Source organism: Ralstonia sp. UNC404CL21Col (genome assembly GCF_000620465.1).
Lineage (GTDB): Bacteria > Pseudomonadota > Gammaproteobacteria > Burkholderiales > Burkholderiaceae > Ralstonia > Ralstonia flatus.
In genome coordinates, this window is sequence record NZ_JIBE01000004.1 from 1,126,950 (window position 1) to 1,149,522 (window position 22,573).

20 protein-coding genes are annotated in these 22,573 nt (G+C 68.1%); 8 read left to right on the top strand and 12 right to left on the bottom strand.

Annotated features, from left to right (window positions below; all coding sequences use genetic code 11):
• The first annotated feature begins 20 nt into the window (after positions 1–20).
• Both mhpT and N511_RS0113090 read left to right on the top strand, forming a co-directional pair.
• A complete protein-coding gene (gene mhpT, locus N511_RS0113085) occupies positions 21–1,253 on the top strand; it encodes a 3-(3-hydroxy-phenyl)propionate transporter MhpT (RefSeq protein ID WP_027679717.1) in 1,233 nt (410 codons plus the stop codon).
• 121 nt (positions 1,254–1,374) lie between these two features.
• Complete coding sequence (locus N511_RS0113090; RefSeq protein WP_027679718.1) at positions 1,375–2,511, top strand: porin; 1,137 nt, start codon at positions 1,375–1,377, stop codon at positions 2,509–2,511.
• A gap of 19 nt (positions 2,512–2,530) precedes the next feature.
• On the opposite strand, the gene N511_RS0113095 is transcribed toward N511_RS0113090, so the two are convergent.
• Positions 2,531–3,391 (bottom strand): SDR family oxidoreductase, encoded by an 861-nt coding sequence (locus N511_RS0113095; RefSeq protein ID WP_027679719.1) that lies wholly within the window; start codon positions 3,389–3,391, stop codon positions 2,531–2,533.
• Between the two features lie 157 nt (positions 3,392–3,548).
• On the opposite strand from N511_RS0113095, the gene N511_RS0113100 reads away from it, so the two are divergent.
• From N511_RS0113100 to N511_RS0113125, 6 genes are all read left to right on the top strand, one after another.
• Positions 3,549–4,040, top strand: a complete 492-nt coding sequence (locus tag N511_RS0113100) for a DUF421 domain-containing protein (protein WP_027679720.1) — start codon at positions 3,549–3,551, stop codon at positions 4,038–4,040.
• Positions 4,041–4,074: 34 nt separating this feature from the next.
• A complete protein-coding gene (locus N511_RS0113105; protein WP_027679721.1) occupies positions 4,075–4,341 on the top strand; it encodes a hypothetical protein in 267 nt (88 codons plus the stop codon).
• A gap of 7 nt (positions 4,342–4,348) precedes the next feature.
• The gene (locus N511_RS0113110) at positions 4,349–5,620 is read left to right on the top strand and encodes an Nramp family divalent metal transporter (protein WP_027679722.1); all 1,272 of its coding nucleotides are present in this window, start codon (positions 4,349–4,351) and stop codon (positions 5,618–5,620) included.
• 96 nt (positions 5,621–5,716) lie between these two features.
• Positions 5,717–6,988, top strand: a complete 1,272-nt coding sequence (locus N511_RS24200) for a zinc-dependent alcohol dehydrogenase (protein ID WP_051530921.1) — start codon at positions 5,717–5,719, stop codon at positions 6,986–6,988.
• Entirely contained in the window at positions 6,985–7,707 is a 723-nt protein-coding gene (locus N511_RS0113120; protein WP_027679723.1) for a PIG-L deacetylase family protein, read from the top strand. The genes N511_RS24200 and N511_RS0113120 overlap by 4 nt, the downstream gene beginning before the upstream one ends.
• Positions 7,691–8,614 (top strand): glycosyltransferase family 2 protein, encoded by a 924-nt coding sequence (locus tag N511_RS0113125; RefSeq protein WP_027679724.1) that lies wholly within the window; start codon positions 7,691–7,693, stop codon positions 8,612–8,614. The genes N511_RS0113120 and N511_RS0113125 overlap by 17 nt, the downstream gene beginning before the upstream one ends.
• Before the next feature lie 39 nt (positions 8,615–8,653).
• On the opposite strand, the gene N511_RS0113130 is transcribed toward N511_RS0113125, so the two are convergent.
• From N511_RS0113130 to N511_RS0113180, 11 genes are all read right to left on the bottom strand, one after another.
• Positions 8,654–9,676 carry a UDP-glucuronic acid decarboxylase family protein gene (locus N511_RS0113130; RefSeq protein ID WP_027679725.1) on the bottom strand — a complete coding sequence of 341 codons (1,023 nt, stop codon included), beginning with the start codon at positions 9,674–9,676 and terminating at the stop codon, positions 8,654–8,656.
• Positions 9,673–10,665, bottom strand: coding sequence for a glycosyltransferase (locus tag N511_RS0113135; RefSeq protein ID WP_027679726.1), 993 nt, complete (start codon positions 10,663–10,665; stop codon positions 9,673–9,675). The genes N511_RS0113130 and N511_RS0113135 overlap by 4 nt, the downstream gene beginning before the upstream one ends.
• Positions 10,662–11,807, bottom strand: a complete 1,146-nt coding sequence (locus N511_RS0113140) for a glycosyltransferase family 9 protein (RefSeq protein ID WP_027679727.1) — start codon at positions 11,805–11,807, stop codon at positions 10,662–10,664. Before N511_RS0113140 ends, N511_RS0113135 begins: the two co-directional genes overlap by 4 nt.
• Positions 11,804–12,859: a glycosyltransferase family 2 protein gene (locus tag N511_RS0113145; RefSeq protein ID WP_037026658.1), complete on the bottom strand. Its 1,056-nt coding sequence runs from the start codon at positions 12,857–12,859 to the stop codon at positions 11,804–11,806. Before N511_RS0113145 ends, N511_RS0113140 begins: the two co-directional genes overlap by 4 nt.
• Positions 12,856–14,682: a carbamoyltransferase family protein gene (locus N511_RS0113150; RefSeq protein WP_027679729.1), complete on the bottom strand. Its 1,827-nt coding sequence runs from the start codon at positions 14,680–14,682 to the stop codon at positions 12,856–12,858. Before N511_RS0113150 ends, N511_RS0113145 begins: the two co-directional genes overlap by 4 nt.
• A 52-nt stretch (positions 14,683–14,734) precedes the next feature.
• A complete protein-coding gene (gene waaF, locus N511_RS0113155; protein ID WP_027679730.1) occupies positions 14,735–15,952 on the bottom strand; it encodes a lipopolysaccharide heptosyltransferase II in 1,218 nt (405 codons plus the stop codon).
• Positions 15,949–16,617, bottom strand: a complete 669-nt coding sequence (locus N511_RS24205) for a D-glycero-alpha-D-manno-heptose-1,7-bisphosphate 7-phosphatase (RefSeq protein ID WP_081785369.1) — start codon at positions 16,615–16,617, stop codon at positions 15,949–15,951. Before N511_RS24205 ends, waaF begins: the two co-directional genes overlap by 4 nt.
• Entirely contained in the window at positions 16,608–17,369 is a 762-nt protein-coding gene (locus N511_RS0113165) for an SDR family oxidoreductase (RefSeq protein ID WP_051530953.1), read from the bottom strand. Before N511_RS0113165 ends, N511_RS24205 begins: the two co-directional genes overlap by 10 nt.
• A 34-nt stretch (positions 17,370–17,403) precedes the next feature.
• On the bottom strand, positions 17,404–18,717 hold the full coding sequence (locus N511_RS0113170; RefSeq protein ID WP_027679732.1) for a glycosyltransferase family 4 protein: 1,314 nt from the start codon (positions 18,715–18,717) through the stop codon (positions 17,404–17,406).
• 358 nt (positions 18,718–19,075) lie between these two features.
• Positions 19,076–19,645 carry a hypothetical protein gene (locus N511_RS0113175; RefSeq protein ID WP_027679733.1) on the bottom strand — a complete coding sequence of 190 codons (570 nt, stop codon included), beginning with the start codon at positions 19,643–19,645 and terminating at the stop codon, positions 19,076–19,078.
• Positions 19,646–19,647: 2 nt separating this feature from the next.
• Positions 19,648–22,566, bottom strand: a complete 2,919-nt coding sequence (locus tag N511_RS0113180) for an ABC transporter transmembrane domain-containing protein (RefSeq protein WP_051530922.1) — start codon at positions 22,564–22,566, stop codon at positions 19,648–19,650.
• Positions 22,567–22,573 lie beyond the last annotated feature (7 nt).

Below are 22,573 nucleotides of genomic sequence, written 5' to 3' on the forward strand. Positions count from 1 at the left end.
AACATCCGGAAGGAGATGCCATGCAAACCACCACCACGACGTTGAGCCGGGAGACCGTTGGCCCCGGCGTCGCCATGACGCTCGGGCTGTGCTTCATCGTTGCGCTGCTTGAGGGGCTCGATCTGCAATCCATCGGCGTGGCTGCGCCGCGCATGGCGCGCGAGTTCGGCCTGTCGGTCGGGCAGATGGGCCTTGCATTCAGCGCCGGCACGTTCGGCCTGTTGCCGGGCGCCATGCTGGGCGGCCGGCTGGCCGATCGCATCGGCCGCAAGCGCGTGCTGATCCTGGCGACGGCGTTGTTCGGCATCTTTTCGATCGCCACCGCGCACGTGTGGGATTTCAACAGCCTGTTGGCGATCCGCGTGGCCACCGGCATCGGCCTGGGGGCCGCCATGCCCAACCTGATCGCGCTGTGTGCCGAAGCGGTACCCGCACGCCTGCGCAACACCGCCGTGAGCGTCATGTATTGCGGCATCCCGTTTGGAGGTGCCATCGCCGCGGTGGTCGGCATGTTGAGCGCCGGCGATTCCGGCTGGCGCCACATCTTCTACGTGGGCGGCTTCGGCCCCCTGGTGGTGGTGCCGCTGCTGCTGACGCTGCAGGAATCGCGCCGGTTTGACCGCAGTTTCGACGGTCAGCAGCGCGGCGCCATCCAGCCGCCGCCGGTGTCATGGGCGCTGTTTGGCGAGCGCCGCATGGCGGCCACGCTGTTCCTGTGGGTCAGCTATTTCTTCACGCTGATCGTGCTGTATTTCCTGCTCAACTGGCTGCCCTCCCTGATGGCCGCGCAGGGGCTGAGCCGGCCGCAGGTGGGCATGGTGCAGATCCTGTTCAACATCGGCGGCGGTGCGGGCGCGCTGGGCATTGGCATGCTGATGGATGCAGCGCGCCCGCGCTGGGTGGTGTCGGGCATGTATGTCGGCATCATCGCGGCGCTGTCGTTGCTGGCGGCGGCGGGCGGCATGGCATCGATGTCGGCCGGGGCGTTCATGGCGGGGCTGTTCGTGATCGGCGCGCAGTCGGTGCTGTATGCGCTGGCGGCGGCGTACTACCCGACCGTCGTGCGCGGCACCGGCGTGGGCGCTGCGGTGGCGGTGGGCCGGTTGGGCTCGATCGCCGGGCCGCTGCTGGCCGGTCAACTGCTGGCGATGGGGCAGCACGCCACCACCATCATCGGCGCCAGCATCCCGGTCACCATCATCGCGGCGCTGGCTGCGCTGCTGCTGCTCAAGCGGCCGCGCGTGCAGGACTGACACAGCGGTTCTGTTTTTCGCGCCGTCCGGCCGGATGGCGCCTTCCACATCCACGTATTCCAAACTGCCGGCCCGCCAGACATGGGGGGCGGGACCGGCTCGACCCTAGGAGGGGCCCCACATGCAAACCACCACCTTGCGCACGCACTGTCTCGTGCTGGCCGCAGCCACGTGCGCGCTCGCCAGCGGCGCGGCCAACGCGCAGAGCGTCACGCTCTACGGCCTGATCGATACCGGCATCGAATACGTGAGCCATGCCAATACCAATGGCAACGGCCTCACGCGCATTCCGTCGGTTACGGGCACGCTGCCCTCGCGCTGGGGCCTGCGCGGCGCTGAAGACCTGGGCAACGGCATGAAGGCCGTGTTCACGCTGGAAAGCGGCTTCAACACCGACACCGGCACTTCCGGCCAGGGCGGTCGCCTGTTCGGCCGGCAGGCGTGGGTCGGGCTGGCGAGCGATTACGGCACCGTCACGCTGGGCCGGCAGTACAGCATGGTGTTTCTGTCGCTGGCCGATGCAGACATCCTCGGCCCCAGCCAATACGCCATCGGTTCACTGGATGCGTACGTTCCCAATGCGCGCACGGACAACACCATCGCCTACAAAGGCACCTTCAGCGGCCTGACGGTGGGTGCTACGTATTCGTTCGGGCGTGACGCGGCGGGCGGTGTGCCAGCCTCCGGCACCTGCGCGGGCGAGGTGGCAGGCAATGCATCGGCATGCCGTGCCATGTCGGCCATGGTGAAGTACGACGCGGCCACCTTTGGCGTGGCCGGCGCTTATGAAGAACAGCGCGGCGGCACTGGGGCCACCGCATCCTTCTTCAACGGCAGCGCGCCCATTGCGCTCACCGATGCGGGCGACAAAGACCGCCGCATCGTCGCCAATGGCTATGTGAAGCTCGGCAACGCCAAGCTCGGCGCGGGCTGGATCGGTCGCCACGTGCAAGCCGTTGCCGGCGACGTCCGTTCCAACCTCTACTTCGTCAACGGCAGCTATCCGCTCACGGGTGCGCTTACGCTGGATGCGGGCCTCATCCGCCTGATCAACGCCGACCAAAGCCGCAGCGCGACCATGGCCGTGCTGCGCGGCGTCTATGCGTTCTCGAAGCGCACGGCGCTGTATGCGCAGACCGGCTATCTGTGGAACAGCGCCAACGCGCAGTATTCCGTCAGCGGTGGCGGCGGTGGGACGACGCCGGCCAAGGGCGTGAACCAGCTCGGCGCAATGGTGGGGATGCGGACGGCGTTTTGACGAAGGCGGGGCGGCACCGTCACCCGTTGACGATCTCCCCCCCATTCGGATGCAGCGTCTGCCCCGTCATGTAGCTCGCGTCGGCAGACGCCAGAAAGATGTAGCACGGCGCCACTTCATCCGGCTGGCCGGCCCGGCCCAGCGGCTCGTTGCTGCCGAATTTGGCGACGTGCTCGGCGTCGAAGGTAGACGGGATCAGCGGTGTCCAGATCGGCCCCGGCGCCACGGCATTCACCAGGATGCCCTTGTCCGCCACCTGCTGCGCCAGCGAGCGCGTGAACGCGACGATCGCCCCCTTGGTGGCGGCGTAGTCCACCAGGTGGCCGCTGCCGCGAAACGCCGTCACTGACGTCGTCGTGATGATGCGCGCGCCTTCATGCAGGTGCGGCAGCGCGGCACGGATCAAATAGAACATCGCAAAGACGTTCGTGCGGAACGTCCGTTCGAGCTGCGCCGCATCGATGTCGGCCAAGCTTTGCTGCGGGTGCTGTTCTGCCGCATTGCTCACCACGATGTCGATCTTGCCGAAGGTCGCGACCGCCTGTGTGACGACCGCGCGGGCGTGCGCCTCGTCGCCCAGGTCGCCGGCAATGGCCTCGCAGCGGCGGCCGGTCGCGCGGACGAGGCGGCAGGTCTGGTTGGCGTCGTCGTGTTCGTCCAGGTACGCGATCAGCACATCGGCGCCTTCCTTGGCAAAGCCGATGGCGACCGCGCGGCCGATGCCGCTGTCGCCGCCGGTGACGATGGCCACCTTGTCTGTGAGCTTGCCGCTGCCGACGTAATTTTCCATCTCGGATTGCGGGCGGGGCGTCATGTTGCCTTCGGTGCCGGGCTGGCGGTCTTGGTGCTGTGGCGGTTGCTGTTGGGGCTGGTCGGGCATGGTCGGCTCGCTATGAAAGGGTGGAGATACCGGCTTTCAGCACGCGCCATGCCATTGCACGGGAATGTGATGCGAGGGCGAAATCTCAGGTGCATGCCCGGAGGCACGCGGCTTGCTCCGTGGTGGAAAACACTTCACATCCACCACGGGAGGCGCCATGGACACGCTGCTGTTCCTCTTTGGCGAAGGCAAGGATCTCAACCCCCTGCAAACCGCGATGCGCGCGGTGGTGGTGTTCGCCATCGGGCTGGCGCTGGTTCGCCTCTCTGGCCGGCGCTCGTTCGGGCAGCGTGCACCGTTCGACTTTGTGGTAGCCGTGTTGCTCGGGGCGACGTTGAGCCGCGCGATTGTCGGCGCGTCGCCGTTTGTAGCAACGATATCGGCGTCGCTCGCGCTGGTGGCCGTGCACCGTCTGCTTGGGTGGGCGTGCGTGCGGCTGCCCCAGCTCGAACGGTTCATCGCGGGCCGCGAACGCGAGGTCTATCGCGAAGGCCGTTTCAACCAGGGCGAGATGGATGCGGCACTCATCACCGTGGGCGATGTGCAAGAGAGCGTGCGCCAGACCTTAGGCTCGCGCACGCTGGACGATGTGGAGGCCGCCATTCTGGAGCGCAACGGACAGGTCAGCCTGATCCGCAAGCGCCGCTGATTTTTCACACCTGCATACCACTCCGGAGCCAACCATGCGAGACAAGCAACAGAAGGAAAACCGGGACGCTGAACAGCGTCAGGCCGATTGGGAACAGGCTGAGTCGCACCGCAAACCGGACGACCGGCCCGCCAATGCGGAAGCGGGCCGCACCGGCAGCACGGCACCCAAGCCGCAAAGCCAGCACGACACGCTGCGCCGCATGCGCCAGGGCGAAGTGCCGCCCGGCATCACCCGCGACAAGCTGCACGACCCCGGCGAGCAGACGCCCGACGCGCCGCCCACCGACAACCGCAGCTGAGCCCAGCGTGCCCGCAGCAGACGACACCCCGTGGTACCGCCGGCTGGGACCCGGCTTCATCACCGGCGCCGCGGATGACGATCCGAGTGGCATCGCCACGTACGCGCAGGCCGGGGCACAGGTCGGCACGGGCATGCTGTGGACGCTGTTGCTCACGCTACCCCTGATGATCGCCATCCAGCTCGTCAGTGCGCGCCTGGGGCGGGTGTCCGGGCAGGGCGTGGTGGCCAACATCCGGCGGCATCATTCACCGTGGCTGGCGTATGCGTTCGTGGCGCTCGTCACGGTGGCCAACGTCATCAATGTCGGTGCCGACATTGCGGCCATGGGCGACAGCGTGCGGCTGCTCGTGGGCGGCGCCACGGCGTGGTACGCCTGCCTGTTTGCGGTGGTGACCCTCGTGCTGCAAGTCTGGATGCCGTATCGGCGGTATGCGCGCTATCTGCAGTGGATTGCGTTGTCGCTGCTGGCATATGTGGCTACGGCATTTGTCGTGAAGGTCGACTGGGCGCATGCGCTGCACGACACCGTGGTGCCGCGGATGCAGTGGTCCAAGGACTACGCAATGACGCTGGTCGCCGTGTTTGGTACCACCATCAGCCCGTATCTGTTTGTCTGGCAAGCCGCCGGCGAGGTCGAAGAAACGCGGCTGGCCGACGACGAAGCACCGCTCAAGAAAGCGCCGTGGCAAGCGAAGGACCAGCTCGCACGCATCCGCATCGACACGACGGTCGGGATGGCGGTGTCGGCCCTCATCGCCTTCTGCATCATGCTGACGGCGGCCTATGCGCTGCACACGCACGGCGTCACGCAAATCGAAACCTGTGCGCAGGCCGCCGAGGCGCTCAAGCCGGTGGCCGGCCGCTTTGCACAGATGCTGTTTGCCGTGGGCGTGATCGGCACGGGGCTGTTGGCGGTGCCGGTGCTGGCGGGGTCCGCCGCCTATGCCGCTGCCGAGGCCTTCAAGTGGCATAGCAGCCTGGAAGCCAAGGTGCACCACGCGCCCAAGTTCTACCTGTTCCTGACGCTGGTGATGGCGGCCGCCATGGTGATGGTGTTCCTGCCGATCGAGCCTTTCAAGTTGCTGTACTGGTCCGCCGTGCTCAACGGCGTGGCCGCCACGCCGGTCATGGTGATGCTGCAGTTGATGTCGCGTCGCAAGGCAGTGATGGGGCCGTTTCGCAGCTCGCCGCTGCTCCATGGCACGGCCTGGGTGGCGACGCTGTGCATGTGCGCCAGCACGCTGCTGTTCTTCGTGCTGGCTGCGCGCGGTTCCTGAAAAAACAGCCGGCTGGGGCGCAGGCACCGGGGTTGCGTGTCTTGGGCGAAACCGCGTTTCCGGAGCGGTGTCCTGTTCACCAACCAGGGGTCAATCATGAAAGCTGTTGTATTTCACGGCATCGGCGACATTCGTCTGGAAGACGTGCCCGAGCCGACACTGCGCGAGCCCACCGACGCCATCGTGCGCCTGACGGCCAGCGCCATCTGCGGGACGGATCTGCACTTCGTGCGCGGCACCATGGCCGATGTGAAGGAGGGGCGCATTCTCGGCCACGAAGGCGTGGGCGTGGTGGAAGCGCTGGGCGACGATGTGCGCAATCTGTCGGTGGGCGATCGGGTGGTGATTCCGTCCACCATCGCATGCGGCGCGTGCGCATATTGCCGTGCCGGTTACACGGCGCAATGTGACGTGGCGAATCCGCATGGGCACTTGGCCGGCACGTCGTTCTACGGCGGCCCGGAAGAAGCCGGCGGGTTTGACGGCCTGCAGGCGGAAAAGGCGCGTGTACCGTTTGCGCACGTCAACCTCGTCAAGCTGCCCGACGAGGTGTCGGACGACCAGGCCATTCTGCTGTCGGACATTTTTCCCACCGGCTACTTCGGCGCCGATCTGGCCAACATCAAGCCAGGCCATACCGTCGCTGTGTTCGGTGCAGGGCCGGTCGGGCAGTTCGTGATCGCGTCGGCCAAGCTGATGGGCGCGGGGCGCATCTTTGCGGTGGACCACCTGGCGGACCGGCTCGACATGGCGCGCGCGCAAGGCGCCGAGGTGATCGACTTCGAACGCGAAGACCCCGTGCAGGCGTTGCGCCGGCTCACCGGCGGCATTGGCGTGGATTGCGCGATCGATGCCGTGGGCGTGGACGCGCAGCATGCCGACCACGGCCCAGCCCGCCCCGACGACAAGACGGCCGAAGCCTTTGCCGCCGAGCGCAAAGCCACAGCGCCGCAAGCGCGCGGCACGGGTGCCGTATCCGACGCCAACGAGAACGCACCGTGGCAAGCCGGCGATGCGCCCTCGCAAGCGCTGCGCTGGGCCGTCGAAGGCCTCGCCAAGGCGGGCACGCTGTCGATCATCGGTGTATATCCGCCCAACGACACGACGTTCCCCATCGGCATGGCGATGAACAAGAACCTCACCATCCGCATGGGCAACTGCAACCATCGCCGCTATCTGCCCAAGCTGGTCGAGCTGGTGCGCACGGGCGCAATCGATCCAGCCACGGTGCTGTCGGTGCGCGAGCCGATGGCGGCGGCGCTCGATGCCTACCGCGCCTTCGACACGCGCGAGCCCGGCTGGATGAAGGTCAAGCTCGACCCGCAAGCCACTGACGGCGCTCGCACGCCCCGCGCCTCGCGCGCATGAGCCGGGCGCTGCACGATCGCGTCGCCAGTCTCGGGCCGGTGCTGGTGATCTCACCGCACTTTGACGACGCGATCTTCTCGTGCGGTGCGTTGCTGGCAGCGCATCACGGCAGCCGCACGGTCACGGTGTTTGGTGGGGCGCCTGAAACCCCGGTCTCAACGACCTGGGACCAGGAGGCGGGCTTTGCCGATTCCACCCACGCGGTGGCGGCGCGCAGGCTGGAGGATGCGCAGGCGCACGCGCAGGTCAGCGCCACGGTGCATCACCTCGGTTTTTGCGACAGCCAGTACGGGCAGACGCCCACCGTGGCCGAACTGGAGCGTGCGCTCTATCGCCTGGTGGAAAGGCGCGCGGCAGACGCGGTGTTCGTGCCGCTGGGGCTGTTCCACAGCGACCACGTGCTCGTGCACGAAGCGGCATTGCTGCTGCTGCGCAAGCTGCCGCAGCGGCTCTGGATCGGCTACGAGGACGCGCTGTACCGGCGTGGGCGCGGCGCCGTGCAGGACCGCATCGTCGCGCTGGCCGCGCAGGACATCGTGGCCACGCCGGTATCGCCCGTCACGGCCGTCGATGGCCGTCAGAAGCGCCGCGCCGTGGCCTGCTACGCCAGCCAGCTGCGCGCCTTCGGCCCCGGCGGCGTGGAAGACCTGCACCAGCCCGAACGTTTCTGGCTACTGGAACCCAAGCAAGGAGAACCCGATCATGCAACCGTTGGATGACGCCCGCAGGGCGCAGGCACCGTGTTCCATTGTCGTGCTGACGTACAACCGTGCAGCCACCGTGCTTGAAACGCTGGGCAAACTCGTCGCGCTCGACGAGCCGTGGCCCATCGTGGTGGTGGACAACGGCTCGACCGACGGCACCGCCGACCAGATCGCCGCGCACTTTCCCGACATCACACTCGTGCGTGTGCCGCGCAACTACGGCGCGGTGGGTCGCAACTTTGGCGTGGCCAGCGTCGATACGCCTTACGTGGCTTTCTGCGATGACGACACCGCGTGGCTGCCGGGCTCCGTGGCACGCGCGGTAGATGTGCTGCAGCGGTATCCGTCGGTGGGCGTGGTGGCGGCGCACGTGGTGGTCGGCCCCACGCGGCGCGACGACACTGCGTGCGAGCCCATGGCCACCAGCACGCTGCCTTCCGACGGCTTGCCCGGCCCGGCGTTGCTTGGCTTCATGGCCGGCGCCTGCGTGGTCCGCACGCGCGCCTTTACCGAGGCCGGCGGCTACCGGCGCGACCTCTTTATCGGCGGTGAAGAAAGCGTGCTCGCGCTCGACCTGGTCGACGCGGGCTGGCGCATCGTCTACTGCCGGGAGGTGGTCACACACCACAACCCCTCGCCGGTGCGTGATGTGACGCAGCGGCGTGCACTGCTGGCGCGCAACGAGTTGCTGAGCGCCTGGCTGCGGTTGCCGCTGGATCTCGCCTGGCGCGTGACGGGCCGCGCCATCCGCGCGATGGCCGAACAGGGCGTGCTGGCGGAGGCATTGCCCGCCGCGCTGGTGCGCCTGCCGCGCACGTTGCTGCATCGGCATACCGTGCAGCCGGCTACGGTGGCACTGTGGCGGCAGATGGATGCCGACCGCCAGCGCCGCCGCGCCATCCCCACACTGTCGATCGGTTGAGCCGGTCGGAGAGAAACGCCCGCGAAGGCCGACCGGAGGTCAGGCCAATGCGGGCATCGGCGCCAGGAAGAACTGCTGCCGGAAGTACTCCACCGTACGCGCCAGCCCGACTTCAAGTGCCGTGCGAGGTTCCCAGCCGAGCGCTTCCCGGGCCAGCGTGATGTCGGGGCAGCGCTGCGTCGGGTCGTCTTGCGGCAGCGGGTGAAAGACGAGTTCCGACGTCGAGCGTGTGCAAGCCACAATCTGCCGCGCGATATCGAGCATGCTCATCTCCACCGGGTTGCCCACGTTGACCGGTCCGGAAAAATCCGGCGGCGTGTTCATCAAGCGCACCAGCGCGTCGATGAGATCGTCCACGTAGCAGAAGGCGCGTGTCTGACGGCCATCGCCGTAGAGCGTGATCGGGTCGCCGGCCAAGGCCTGCATGATGAAGTTGGAGACAACGCGCCCGTCGTTCGGGTGCATGCGCGGGCCGTAGGTGTTGAAGATGCGCGCGACCTTGACGTCCAGGCCATGCTGGCGACGGTAGTCCATGAACAGGGTCTCGGCGCAGCGCTTGCCTTCGTCGTAGCACGAGCGCACGCCGATCGGGTTGACGTTGCCCCAATAGCGCTCGGTTTGCGGATGTTCGTGCGGGTCGCCGTACACCTCGCTGGTGGAGGCCTGCAGGATGCGCGCGCCCACCCGCTTGGCCAGCCCCAGCATGTTGATCGCACCGTGCACGCTCGTCTTGGTGGTCTGCACCGGGTCGTGCTGGTAGTGGATGGGCGAGGCGGGGCAGGCCAGGTTGTAGATGTCGTCCACCTCCACATACAGCGGGAAGGTCACGTCGTGGCGCAGCACCTCGAAGCGCGGGTGGCCCAGCAGGTGGGCGATGTTGCGCTTGGTGCCGGTGTAGAAGTTGTCGACGCACAGGACATCGTGCCCGTCGCGCAGCAGGCGGTCGCACAGGTGCGAGCCGAGGAAACCCGCGCCGCCCGTGACCAGCACGCGGCGCTGGTCGCGCCAGTGGTGGTGCGGCTCGGGGTGGCCGGGGTGGTGTGCGTCTCCGTGGTGTCTCATGCCGCCTCCTTCTTGTTTTCCATGACGGTGGCAAACGCGTCCAGCCAATCGGCGACGAAGCGGTCGATGCCGAAACGCGTGCGGGCCGTCTCGCGCGCCGCGTCGCCCCAGCGGCGGGCCAGGGCGGGATCGCGCAGCAGCGTCTGCATGACGCCTGCCAGCGCATCGGGGCTGGTGTCGACGTAGCCGTTGTGGCCGTTGCGAATGACGGTGCTCATCTCGGTGGTGGCCAGGCCGACAATCGGCATGCCGATGGTCATTGCTTCCACCACGGCCAGGCCCAGGCTTGTGTAGCGGATCGGGTTGAAGAAGAAGCGGTAGCGCGCGCAGAACGCGGGCAGGTCGAGGTTGCCCACTTCGCCGATCCCGCCCGCGGCTTCCGCCCCCATGCCGACCAGATCAAGCGGCACGTGCTGGCGCAGCGACTGAAATACGTCGGCTCCCAACCGGCGCCCGCGCTTGTGCAGATGGTTCACGACCACGATGCCGCGCTCCAGCTCGCCGGTGTAGCTCGCCGGCACGGGCAAGTGCACGCCGTGCTCGATCACGCGTGCGGGCGTGATGCCGCTGTCCCACATCAACGCGTTGAACGGCGTCACATGCACCAGCAGCACGTTCGGGTCTTGCACCCAGTGCCGTGTGTTGGTGGGGTGTTCCTGCGGCGGATCGTGTTCGAGATAGATCGTCGGCAGTGCCCGCTGCGCCGCACTGAGCACCGAGAGGCGATCGTTTTCCCAATGCGCGCGCGATTGATACAGCACCGCATCGAAGTGCTGCCCGGCAACGGCGTCGAACGGGACTTCGTGCACGTTGTCACCCCAGGGCAGCACGCCGACCTTGCCCGCATAGCCGGGCGGCACGCGGCCCGAGGCATCGGGTGGCCGCGTCACCAGATAGAAGTCGTGCGGCACTTGCGACAGGTAGTACAGGTAATTGCCGTGCACGTGCCACGTCAGGATGCGCAGGCGTTGTCGCGTAGGGTGGTTCATGAGGTCGAATTCTCGATCGTGTGCGATGCGGTGGGAGCGTCGGCGGCTTGCGGTGCATGCGACGCGCGCAGGTGCACGTCGGGGTCGAACAGCGCGGCATACGCTGCGTCGAGCACTTCGTGCACCGTCACATCGCGCGCGCATTCGTGTCCGGTGGGGCACGTCCAGTGCATGCAGGGCCGGCACGGCGGGTGCGCGGCCAGTACGCGGTGCAGCGTGCGGTCTGCCGGCGCCCAGCGCTCCACGTCGCTGCCACAGGCAATGACCAGGCTTGGTGCGCGCACCGCCGCCGCCACGTGCGACACGCCGGTGTCGTTGCAGATGAGCAGGCGCGCCAGCCGCAGCAGTGCCGCGAGCCCGCCAAGCGAGGTTTGCCCGACCACCGAGGCCGCACGCTGGCGCATGTGGCTACGGACCTCTTCAACGAGCGCCGCCTCCGAAGGCGCACCCGTGATCACGACATGAAAACCGCTGACGATGAGCGTGTCGGCCACCGCAGCAAAGCGCTCCGGCCACCAGCGCCGCGTGGGCATGCGGGCGCCGGGGTGCAGGCAGACAAGGCGGTCGCGATCTAGCGCGTGGTGGCGCAGCAGGGCTAGCGCTTCGGCATAGTCGTCGCGCATGAGCGGAAAGCCGGGCGTGGCCGGCACGGCCGGCGCCCCCAGGTGATTAAGCAACGCCAGCAGGCGCTGCGCCTCAGGCAACTGCGTCGGCCACGGGAGCAACCCCGGATCGGGCTGCCGCGGGATCACGCCATTGGGTTGAAACCCGAACACATGGTGCGCACCAAACTGCCGGACCACTTCCGTCGATTGCGGTCCGCTGCCGTGCAGCTGGATGGCGACATCCAGGCAGCGTGCCCGCATGCCGGCATAGAACGCGTGTGTCGCCTCCGCGTCGGCAGGCCCGGCTTCCGGAAAGCCGTCGCCGCCCGGGAACGCGACAAAGTCGTCGAGCAGATCGGCATAGCGCTCTTGGAACTGACGCGCCCACGGCAGGCCCACGAGCGCGATGTGCGCCTGGGGCGCAGCCGCCCGCAGCGCGTGCAGGGCGGGCACGGCGCACAGCATGTCGCCGAGTTGCAAGGCGCGAAAGACGGCGATGCGGCGTGCGCCGCGCAGGATGTCAGCAGCGGGCGTCATAGGAACCAGACCCGGAAATGCCATGCACCGCGCAAGCGCCAGTACAGCGCGAGCGGCGGGATGGCGATGGACGTCCAAAACATTTCCAGCACATGCCGCGCGGTGTGTGCGGTGCCACGCAGCCGCATGGCGGTGAAGCGCAGTGTGAGTGCCAGCCACACCACAGCGGCCGCAGCGGCCACCCAGGGCAGGTGCGCGGCCAGCGCGGCCACTGCAACCACCACGGCAGCCCCCACGCCGTAGTAATGCCACGGCGGCACCGGGCGGATGCGCGTGCGGTAGAGCCGGGGGTGCTTCTTGTAGAGCAGCGCGTCGTAAAACACCTTTCGCTGCTGCGACACGCTCACGCCCCACGGCGCCGGCCGCACGGGGTGATGCATAAAGGCGCGCGGCGCCTGCACGATGCGCCCCCCTGCATCGAGAATGCGGAACTGCAGGTCGGAATCTTCCCGCCACGCGAGCCGGAAGCGTTCGTCAAAGCCGCCGACGCGCTCCAGCATCGCGCGCCGTACAAAGCAGTTGGCGGTGACGAATTCGGCGCGGGTGAGGCCGCTGGCATCGCGCTCGTAGTCCGTCGGACGCTCGGGCAATGGCATGCGGACGGCGCCGGTGGCGGCGTCGGGCGGCCCGCCGTTCTCAGCAGCACCGGCAGCGCTGTCGGCCGTGGTCATGACGCGCCAGCCTTCCGCCAGCCACGTCGGCGCCGGAATGGTGTCGTCGTCGGTGAAGGCGATGATGTCGCCGGTGGCGGCGCGCCAGCCGCGGTTGCGTGCGGCGGCGGGGCCTTGCGTTTCGCGCACGGGCACGTACTGCACGCGCCAGCCCGGGGACGCTGCGGCAAAGCCGTCCACGACCGCGCGGGTGGCGTCGTCCGGGCCGTCGTCGGCAACGACCAGTTCCAGCTGGTGCGCGTCGAACGTCTGCGCCCGCAGGCCGTCAAGGCAGCGTTGCAGCATCTGCGGCCGTCGCCATGTCGCAATCACGACGGACATGGCTGGCGCCCCTTGCACGGGGGTCACCGACGACACGTCAAACGGCATCGGCTGGTTCATGCGACCCCCGCCAGGCCGGGCACGCGCCGCAACCCGTCGACATTGCGCACGGCGCCGTCTTCCTGGGTCTGCGATTGCTCCGGGCGCAGGGCCGTCTTGCGCAGCAGGAACGGCCCGATCACCAGCGCGTCGAGCGGCGATGTCCAGAACGATTCCACCGCATCGCGCGGGCTGCACACCATGGGCTCGCCGCGCGTATTGAACGACGTGTTCACCAGGATCGGCACGCCGGTGCGCCGCTCGAACGCGGCCAGCAGGTCGTAATACAGCGGATGCTGGCGCCGGTTGACGGTCTGCACGCGCGCGGTGCCGTCGACGTGGCGCACGGCCGGGATCTGCGTGGCACGGTCTTCGCGCACGTCGAAGATGAACAGCATGAACGGCGCGGCTTGCGCACCGACAAACCAGTCGGCGGCGCGTTCTTCCATCACCACCGGAGCGACAGGGCGGAAGTCCTCGCGGTCCTTGATCTCGTTCAGCCGCGCCTGCATGTCGGCGGGGATGGGCGAGGCGAGGATGGACCGCGCACCCAGCGCGCGCGGGCCGAACTCCATGCGCCCCTGGAACCAGCCGATCACCTGGCCCTGCGCCAGCAGCTCCGCGGTCTGCTCGGCAATGTTGTCCAGGCGCTCGAACGGCAGCTTCGACCACGTCAGGAATTGCTCGATCTCTTCATCGGAATACGACGGGCCGAGATAGGCGTGGTCCATTTTCCACAGGCGCTGCTTGTTGCCGCGCGCCTGGTAATCCGTCCACAGCGCGGCACCGAGCGACGTGCCGGCATCGCCGGCTGCCGGCTGCACCCAGACGTTTTCGAACGGGCCGCGGTCGCGGATGCGCGCGTTCATCACGCAGTTGAGCGCCACGCCGCCGGCCATGGCCAGGTTGCGTGCGCCGGTGGCCTGATGCAGCCATTGGCTCATCGTCAGCACCGTCTCTTCCAGCACCTGCTGGAGCGAACGGGCGATGTCAAAGTGGCGCGGTTCCATCGGGCCGCCACGCTGGCGCGGCGGGCCGAAACGTTCTTCCAGCCGCAAGGGGGCCACGGTGTAACGGCCGTCGGTCTCGACCCTCACCATCTCGTGGAATGCATCGACATAGCGGGGCTCCCCATACGACGCCAGCGCCATCACCTTGTATTCGTCAGACGAACGCAGAAAGCCCAGGTAGTCCGTCACCTCTTCATAGAGCAGGCCGAGGGAGTGCGGCAGGTCGACCTGCTGCAGGCGTGTGTAGTCGCCGTTGCGGAAGAGGCCGTAGGACGTGGTCGCGCGCTCGCCGCGTCCGTCCATCGTGAGCACGGCACAGTCGTCGTAGGGGGCCGCCAGGAATGCGCTGGCCTCGTGCGCCAGGTGGTGCTCGACAAACGACCAGCGGAACGGCCCGGTGTGCTTCACGTTGGCGAAGCGCGCCCGCAGATGATGCGGCGCGCCGTCGGCCAGCTGGCGCGGGGCGTTCAGCACGTACGACAGAAACAGCGGATCCCACGGCGCGGCGCCGGGCGGCAGATCCATTTGCGCCGACGGCTGCAGCGGCAGCGCGATATGCGTCTGCGCCTGCAGGTCGGTCAGCAAGGCCGGGTCGAGCGAGTAGGCGACCTGATCCACGCGCGCCAGGTCGATGCCAGCCTCGGCCAGGCAGTAATCGATGGCGTGATACGGCAACTGCCAGGTGGAAAACGGCACCGGCCGCTTGGCGTGCTTGACGTGCGTGAAGCGTTCGTCTTCAGCGGCGGCAATCACCACACCGTCACGCACCAGCGTGGCGGAAGAATCGTGATACGCCGCGTTGATGCCGAGGGTGTAGAGCGGTTTGGCTTCCATGCGGGGCTCCATCAATCGGTTCAGTCAGTACAGGTCAGGGTCATGGGCAAACTCAAGCGACCGGCGTCGGCGCGTTCGACGCCGCTAGCGCAGAGGGAGCGGCAGCGGGTGCGGGCCACAACGCCCGCGCCACGCGCGACGACTGCCATAGCGGGTGCGCCGCCGCGATGACGTCTTCTTCCGTCACGCCGGTCAGACACGCCTGATGGCCGAGCGGGCACACGCTGCGGTAGCAATAGCGGCACGGCACCTGATGCGACAGCACCGCGTGCGGCACGGCCCACGGCGTGTGCTGGGGATTGGTCAGCGCGTAGAGATCGACCACCGGTGTTTGCGTGGCCGCCGCCAGATGCACGGGGCCGCTGTTGTTGGACACCAGCAGCGCTGCACCTTCAATCAGCGCAGCCAGTTCGCCGAGCGTGAGCGCCCCCGCGAGGTTCAGCACGCGCTGCCCCGCGATCAGGCCGGGCAGGCACACCTGCTGCACGAGTTCCGCTTCAGCCGGCGCACCGGTCACCAGCACCGGACACCCATAGCGGTTTGCCAGCGTGCACGCGATGTGCGCGAAGCGTTCGGGCGGATAGCGCCGCGACGCCGCAGTCGCCCCCGGATGCAGCACGATCCACGGTGCATCCGTGGTGATGCCGCGCTCGGCCAACTTGGCGCGCACGGCATCGCGATCCGCCGCGCGTACGTTGAAGCGCAGCCGATGCGGCAGATGTGCGGCCACGTCCGTCACGTGCTGCACGAGGTCCAACTGGCGGCGCACCTCGTGGCGCACGTCGCCGGGCGCGGTGGCGGCAATGCGCGCATCGGGGTCGGCAATCCAGTCGGTCAGCAGCGCGTACGGGTTCTCGCGGCAGTGCGCGAGGCGCAGCGGAATGCCCGCCAGAAAGCACAACATGGCGGCCGGCAACGGGTTTTGCGTGTGCACGGTAAAGATGACGGCCGCGTCGAATGCGCCGTCGCGCAAGGTGTCGACCAGCGCGCGGGTCTGCTCGGCGTCTGCCGCGTTGGCGTGCTTGGCCCACGGCACATCGCAGACGATCACGTCGTCGATGTCGGACAGGTGCGGGGCTGCCGTGGCGCCCGATCGCGAGGTCAGCAACGTGAGATGACGGCTCGCGCCGCGCGCGTGTTCGTCGGCCTTGAGCGCATGAAAGGCCGGCGTGGTCATCACCACGTCGCCCAGGTTGTCCGGCCGCACGCACAGGATGCGGCTCGCGTTGGCCCACACCGCGCGGCGCTCGGGAATGCCAGCCGCGATCATGCGACTGCCCTCAGGTGGTGCGCGGACGATGTGGGCGATGTGGGCGCCGTGTGCGAACCGCGCGAAACGTGCGAAAGGTGCCGCGCCTGCTGCGCAATCACGATGGCGGCAGCCTCGTCAAAGCGGCCGACGATGTAGTCCGGCACGCGCAGGGGCCCCGGCTGCCACCGGGTCTCGTTGCCGTTGGCGATGAGGATGGTCTGGCAGCCCGCGCGGCGGCCCGCTTCCACATCGTTGAGGATGTCGCCGATCATCCACGAGCCTTCCAGGGTGATGCCGTGGGCGGCGGCGGCCTGGCGCAACATCCCATCGCCGGGCTTGCGGCACGCGCACTGGATGCTGCCGTCAGCGGCGGGCGCATGCGGGCAGAAGTAGAAGCCGCCCAGCGTGGCCCCGTGCAGTGCAAACAACTCGCCGAGCCGCTGCGCGACACCTTCGAGCGCATGCTCAGGAAAGTAGCCCAGCGCAACGCCCGGCTGATTGCTCACCACGATGAGCGGCAAGCCTGTGGCGCCCAGCAGCCGCAAACCGTCACCAGCGCCCGGGGCCAACGCAATGCGCGCCGGGTCGACGTTGTAGGGCACGTCTTCCAGCAACGTGCCGTCCTTGTCGAGAAAGATGGCCGGGCTCGGCTGCGGCCGCATCGGCCCGTGCATCAGGGCCATGACGTCTCCCGCATCGGCAGCACCATCACTTCCGGGATGACGGTCTCCGGGGGCTGCAATAGCACGAAGCGCACGGCGGCGGCCACGTTGGCGGGGTCCTGCAGGTTGTTCACGTCGATGTCGGGAAAGCGGTCCAGCAGGAACGGCGTGCGCATGCCGCCGGCAATCACGGCAGAGACCTTGATGCCGTGCGGGCGCAGCTCGGCATGCAGCGCATGCGACAAGCCCAGCAGGCCCCACTTGGTGGCGTGGTAGACCGACGCATTCGGCCACGCGCGGCGCGACGCAGTCGAGGCGATGTTGACGATGGCGCCGCTCGCGCGTTTGCGCATCAGCACGCTCGCGTGCTTGGCCAGGAGGAACGGGCCGCGCAGGTTCGTGCGCACCACGCGGTCCCAGTCTTCGACGTTCAATTCGTCAATGGGCAGCGTGATATCGATGGCCGCGTTGTTGATGACGGCGTCCACGCGGCCAAAGCGGTCGACCACTTCATCGAGCGCGCTGCGCACGGCGGCTTCATCGCCCACGTCCAGCGCAATGGCGTGCGACTGGCTGCCCTCGGCGATCAACTCGGCGGCGGTGCGGTCAGCGGTGCCGGCATCGTAGTCGGTGGCGACCACCGTCGCCCCTTCGGCGGACAGCACGCGGCTGATGGCGGCGCCCAGCCCGCGTCCCGCGCCGGTCACGATGATGACCTGGTCGCGCAGCGTCGGTGTGGTGTTGGGATTGGAGTTCAAATCGGTCTGGGTCATGGCGGCGTGAAAACGCGGGAGTGGAAAAAACAGGTCAGGCCGCAAGCCCCGCCAGCGCCGCAGCGTTGGTGGCGGGCGCGGCATCGGTCATGCGGCCCATGGCGCGTGCGTGCGTGTCGATGGCCTTGAGGTAGGCGCGCTCGAGTTGCCCTGCGACGCCCAGCCACGTGTAGAGCATGCGGGCGCGCACGAGCCCGGCCTGGCCGAGTTCGCGGCACAGCTCGGGCTGTTGAATCAGTTGCAGCAGGCGCGCGGCCAGGGCCTGCGGGTCCTTTGGCGGGACGAGGAAACCGGTGCGCTCGTGCCGCACGGTTGATCGGATGCCGCCCACGTCTGCGCCAATTACTGCGCGCCCGCACGCCATGGCCTCCACCGGCGTGATGCCGAACGGCTCGTACCACGGTGTGCTGACGAACACGTCACAGGCGCTGTACCAGGTGCGCAGATCGGCGCGACCGCGCTTGCCGACAAAGGTGGTCTGTGCGCTCACACCGGCGCGTTCGGCAATGCCCTGCAGGCGGCCGAGTTCCGGCGTGGCGGCCACATCCGGCACGACGGTGTTGCCGCCCACCACGTAAAGGCGCACGCGCTTGCGCGCGTCGGGCGGCAGCTTGCCGATGGCCTCGATGACGTTGTCCACGCCCTTGCGCGCCACCATGCGGCCCAGTTGCAGCACGACAAACGCATCAGCCGGCACGCCCAGGCGGCGTCGTGCTTCAGCGCGGTCGATGGGCGCAAATTCCGCGGCATCGAAGCCGCAAGGCACCACGTCGATCTGCTCGGCGCGGGCGCGGTAGAGCGTTTCCAGGTCGGCCTGGTCCTGCGGGCATTCGGCGATGACGCGGTCGGCACGCTGCACCAGCATCTCTTCAATCGCGAAGCGCGCGTCAGGAAAGCCGTCGGCGCTGCCCTGATGCAGCCGGCGCACGCGACCGAGCGCGTGGAAGGTCATGACCAGCGGCAGATGCAACCGCGTGGACGCCGCAAGCGATGCCAAGCCCGACATGAAGAAGTTGGCATGGATGACGTCGTAGCCGTCGCCGCTGGCCAGGGCGCGCGCGCAATGGTTCAGTAGCTGGCGACCAAAGGCGTGCATGTGCGGCAGCAGCGCTTCCTTGGGCAGCACGGCCGCCGGCCCTGCCGGCACGTGGACGACACGGCATCCGTCGTCGAATGGCACCACCTCCGGATCCCACGGACGCTCGCGGCGCGTGAAGACATCGACACGATGGCCCAGCCGTGCAAGCTGGCGCGCAACGTGGCGCACGTAGACGTTTTGTCCGCCGCAGTCGACACCGCCCAAGTCGGCGAGTGGCGATGCGTGTTCACTGACCATGGCGATCCGCATGTCGTTTCTCCTCGTATCGTCGCGGCCTGTGTGGTGAGGTGTTTGGAAGCCACGTGCGAAGAGCCTCAGCAGTCGGCGTGCCATGGCGCGCAACCTTGTACGGCGGGACATTCCAGCAGCGTGTGAGAAGCCGATGCCGTGGAAGCGCTTCTCGCTTGTCCGGACAAGCGTTTGCGGGATGCGGATGTCAGGCGGACGCGTGAGGCGGTGGCGCGGTGGAGTCGCCATGGCGCTGTGCAGCTGGACGCGCCGCCGTTGAGGGACCGCGCAATTCTTACGTGGGGTACAAGGAGAAACGGCGCGACGATGGCATCACGCCTGTCGCGCCGCGCGGGATGAAGCGATTGAAGAGACGGCGTCAGGCGAGCCGCAGCGTGCCCTCCGTGGCGGCTGCAGCTTGCTTGGCGATCGCGCGCAGGCACGCCGCCACCACATGTGCAAAGCCTTCGTCATAGAACGGCAGCGCGCCGCTCACGCCCACCACGATGCCATCGAGCACGGCGCTGCCCCACAGGTTGGTGTCGCCCGCGCGCAGCACGTGCGGGCGCAAGCTCTGCAGCGCGTGTGTGCTCATGCCGTGCTGCCAAGCCAGCCGCGCCTTGGCGCGCGCGTAAGCGGCGTAGTCCGCATCCCATTGCGCACGGTCGCCCACCGAATATTCGTAGAGCACGGCTTCATCAAAGGCGCACTCCGCCGGCGAGCGTGCGGGGTCCATCACCACGATGTGGAGGAAGCCGCTGTCGCCCACTTCCTGTGGACGCGTCATCGCCTGCGTGATGAGTGGCAGTGCCATCTCCACGGCACGGCGGGCGGCGTCTGCGCCGGCAAAGTGCGAAGTAGTCTGTTGCGTTTTCTTCTGCGGTGCCTGTGGTTGCTGTGGTTGCAGCGTTTCCTGTGCGGAGGCGGAAGGATCGAAATCGGCCAGCATGTTTATGGAGACTCCTGGGCTGATTGGAGGGAAACGGAGGCGTGCGATTCACGCGCGGGCGCACGTCGCGCGCGGATGACGCTGAGGATGGCGGTGACGAGTTCGCCGTGTTCGGTGGGCTTGGCCAGATGCAGCTGGAAGCCGGCCAGCAGGGCGCGCGTGCGGTCTTCCGGGCGATCGTAGCCGGAGAGCGCGACGGCGGGCAGCCGGGCATCGAGCGGCATGTCGCGCTCGCTCTCCAGCAGGCGCACGTTGCGCAGCAGCGCGTAGCCGTCTTCGTCGTCGCCGAGCGCGATGTCGGAGACCAGCACATCGGGCCACGAGTTGCTTGGCGCCGCGCGCAAGGCCGCGAGGGCGGGCTTGGCAGCGCCATACGCAGTGACGGTGGCGCCGTAGTCTTCCAATAGCAGCTGCAGGATTTCGCGGGCGTCTTCCTGGTCGTCGACGATGAGCACGTGCACGCCAGACAGCGCATCCGGCGGCGGTAGCGCGGTGCGCTCGGCCCGCGGCGCCTGCGGCGCGGCGGTGGGCACGGCCTCGCCCGGCGCGACCGGAAGCGGCGCCACCGCGCGGATCGGGAAGTCCATCACATAGGTGGTGCCGTCGCCGTGGGGCAGCGGCACGACGGCAAAGCGCCCACCGTGCTGTTCCACCACCGAGCGGATCCACAACGGGTCAAGCGTGGCTGCAGGCGTGGCGGCCGTGTCCTGCGCGGTTGCCGCCAGCGCGGTGTCGAACGCGCGCGGCTCCTGCCGCAACGGCGCGAGCGGGTCCACCGGGTCCAGCACGTCGAACGGCGCGGGTGCAGGCGGGGTGGTCGTGGGCCCAAAGGCCGACAGGGCGGCGTCGGGCTCCATCTCTGCGGGCGTGTGCGACGCGGTGGGAATGGCGGCCGCCGCCACCGCCGGTATGGCAATCGTGTCGGTCACGCGCAACTGCGCCATGCCTTCCACGCGCTCCAGCACGATCTCGATGCGGCTGCCCGGGTGGCTGGCCAGCACGGCGTGGCTCAGCACATCGCCCACGATGCCTTGCAGGCGGCTCGGGTCGCCCGTGATGCTCGGCGTTTCCGAGCGGATGACGGAATACACGGTGATGCGGCGTGCATCGATGGCTTCGCGCAGGCCGTCGAGCACGCTCACCACCAGTGCCACGAGGTTGATCGGCTGCTGTGCCAGCCGGTGCTGGGCCTGCTCCAGGTCGGACTGCTGGCGTTGCAGGGTCCAGAGCTGGGCGTAGACGCCGTTGGCGGCCAGCAGGTCGGTATGGCGGCCGCGCTCGACAATGCGGCCTTTTTCCAGCACGACGATTTCGTGCGCGTCCACCACCGTGGAGAGCCGGTGCGCAATCACCAGCGTCGTGCGGTGTGCCGACAGGCGATCCAGCTCGCGCTGGATGGCGCGTTCTGAGCGGGTGTCGAGCGCCGACGTCGCCTCGTCGAAGATCAGGATCGACGGGTTCTTCAGCAGCGCCCGCGCAATGGCAATGCGCTGTTTTTCACCGCCCGACAGCTTGAGCCCGCGCTCGCCCACCATGGTCTGGTAACCCTCGGGCAGCGCGGCGATGAAGTCGTGCACATAGGCCGCGCGCGCCGCCTCGATCACCTCCGCCATCGTCGCGCCTTCGCGCCCGTAGGCGATGTTGTAGGCGATGGTGTCGTTGAAGAGGATGGTGTCTTGCGGGACGATGCCGATCGCGCGCCGCACGCTGTCTTGCGTGACCACGCGGAGGTCTTGCCCATCGATGGACACGCGCCCCGCCCACGGGTCGTAGAAGCGCAGCAGCAGCCGCGCCAGCGTCGACTTGCCCGAGCCGCTGCCGCCCACCACCGCCACCGTGTGCCCGGCCGGAATGTGCAGCGACAGGTCGTGCAGGATGGGCCGTGTGTTCTCGTAGCCGAAATCCACGTGGTCGAACTGCACCTCGCCCTGCGTCACGCGCAGCGGTGCGCCGTTGGGCAGGTCCACCACGTCGGCCCGCTGTTCAAGCAGTTGGAACAGGCGTTCTGCGTTGATGGCGGCGTCTTTCGCCTCGCGGAACATGAAGCCCAGCGCGTTGAGCGGCAGGCACACCTGGATGATGTACGCGTTGATCAGCACGAGATCGCCCACCGAGAGCACACCGCGCGTCACGTCCTGCCCGGCCAGCAGCATGACGGTCGCTACACCGGCGGCAATCACGCCGCTTTGCGACACATGCAGCAATGACAACGCGCGCTGGTTGGCGACCGCCGTCTCGATGCGCTGGCGCAGGATGTCGCGGTAGCGGTGGGCCTCGAAGCGCTCGCTGGTATACACCTTCACGGCTTCGTGATTGAGCATGCTGTCGAGCAGCCTGCTGCCGGCCATCGAGTCGAACTCGTTCATCTGCCGTTGCAGGCGCACGCGGCGTCGCGTGAGCAGCACGGTGGCGGTGCAATAAGCCGCAAACGTGGCCAGGATGGTGACGAGATACCACCCGCTGTAGCGGCTCATCATGATGATGAGCACGGAGCCGATCTCCACCATGGTCGGCAGGATCGTGAACAGCGCGACACCCAGCAGGAACTCGATGCCGGTGGTGCCGCGCTCCACATCGCGGATCAGCCCGCCGGTCTGCCGGCTTGCATGAAAGCGCGGCCCGAGCTGGTGCAGGTGCTCGAACGCCTGCGCCATGAAGCCCGCCACCGTGGGCTGCGACACGCGCGAGAACACCATGTCGCGCAGCTCGCCGAACAGCGTGCCGCCAAAGCGCAATACTGCATAGGCCAGCAGCAGGAAGGCCGGAAACACGCGCGCCCGCGTGGCATCGCCAAAGCCGTCGACAATCCACTTGAGCACGATCGGCACGCCCACCGCGCACAGCTTGGCCAGCACCAGCAGCCCCACGGCCACCAGCACGCGCTTGCGGTAGCGCCAGATGGCGCGCCACAACGCGCCCACGATCCGC

Excerpts from the sequence above, each read along its gene's own strand:
- waaF (WP_027679730.1), bottom strand. The coding sequence starts at position 15,952 with ATGATCGCGGCTGGCATTCCCGAGCGCCGCGCGGTGTGGGCCAACGCG.
- N511_RS0113140 (WP_027679727.1), bottom strand. The coding sequence starts at position 11,807 with ATGACGCCCGCTGCTGACATCCTGCGCGGCGCACGCCGCATCGCCGTC.
- N511_RS0113125 (WP_027679724.1), top strand. The coding sequence starts at position 7,691 with ATGCAACCGTTGGATGACGCCCGCAGGGCGCAGGCACCGTGTTCCATT.
- N511_RS0113100 (WP_027679720.1), top strand. The coding sequence starts at position 3,549 with ATGGACACGCTGCTGTTCCTCTTTGGCGAAGGCAAGGATCTCAACCCC.
- N511_RS0113150 (WP_027679729.1), bottom strand. The coding sequence starts at position 14,682 with ATGGAAGCCAAACCGCTCTACACCCTCGGCATCAACGCGGCGTATCAC.
- N511_RS24205 (WP_081785369.1), bottom strand. The coding sequence starts at position 16,617 with ATGGCCCTGATGCACGGGCCGATGCGGCCGCAGCCGAGCCCGGCCATC.
- N511_RS0113105 (WP_027679721.1), top strand. The coding sequence starts at position 4,075 with ATGCGAGACAAGCAACAGAAGGAAAACCGGGACGCTGAACAGCGTCAG.
- N511_RS0113170 (WP_027679732.1), bottom strand. The coding sequence starts at position 18,717 with ATGCGGATCGCCATGGTCAGTGAACACGCATCGCCACTCGCCGACTTG.
- N511_RS0113090 (WP_027679718.1), top strand. The coding sequence starts at position 1,375 with ATGCAAACCACCACCTTGCGCACGCACTGTCTCGTGCTGGCCGCAGCC.
- N511_RS0113130 (WP_027679725.1), bottom strand. The coding sequence starts at position 9,676 with ATGAGACACCACGGAGACGCACACCACCCCGGCCACCCCGAGCCGCAC.
- N511_RS24200 (WP_051530921.1), top strand. The coding sequence starts at position 5,717 with ATGAAAGCTGTTGTATTTCACGGCATCGGCGACATTCGTCTGGAAGAC.
- N511_RS0113135 (WP_027679726.1), bottom strand. The coding sequence starts at position 10,665 with ATGAACCACCCTACGCGACAACGCCTGCGCATCCTGACGTGGCACGTG.
- N511_RS0113095 (WP_027679719.1), bottom strand. The coding sequence starts at position 3,391 with ATGCCCGACCAGCCCCAACAGCAACCGCCACAGCACCAAGACCGCCAG.
- N511_RS0113175 (WP_027679733.1), bottom strand. The coding sequence starts at position 19,645 with ATGCTGGCCGATTTCGATCCTTCCGCCTCCGCACAGGAAACGCTGCAA.
- N511_RS0113145 (WP_037026658.1), bottom strand. The coding sequence starts at position 12,859 with ATGAACCAGCCGATGCCGTTTGACGTGTCGTCGGTGACCCCCGTGCAA.
- N511_RS0113120 (WP_027679723.1), top strand. The coding sequence starts at position 6,985 with ATGAGCCGGGCGCTGCACGATCGCGTCGCCAGTCTCGGGCCGGTGCTG.
- N511_RS0113165 (WP_051530953.1), bottom strand. The coding sequence starts at position 17,369 with ATGACCCAGACCGATTTGAACTCCAATCCCAACACCACACCGACGCTG.
- mhpT (WP_027679717.1), top strand. The coding sequence starts at position 21 with ATGCAAACCACCACCACGACGTTGAGCCGGGAGACCGTTGGCCCCGGC.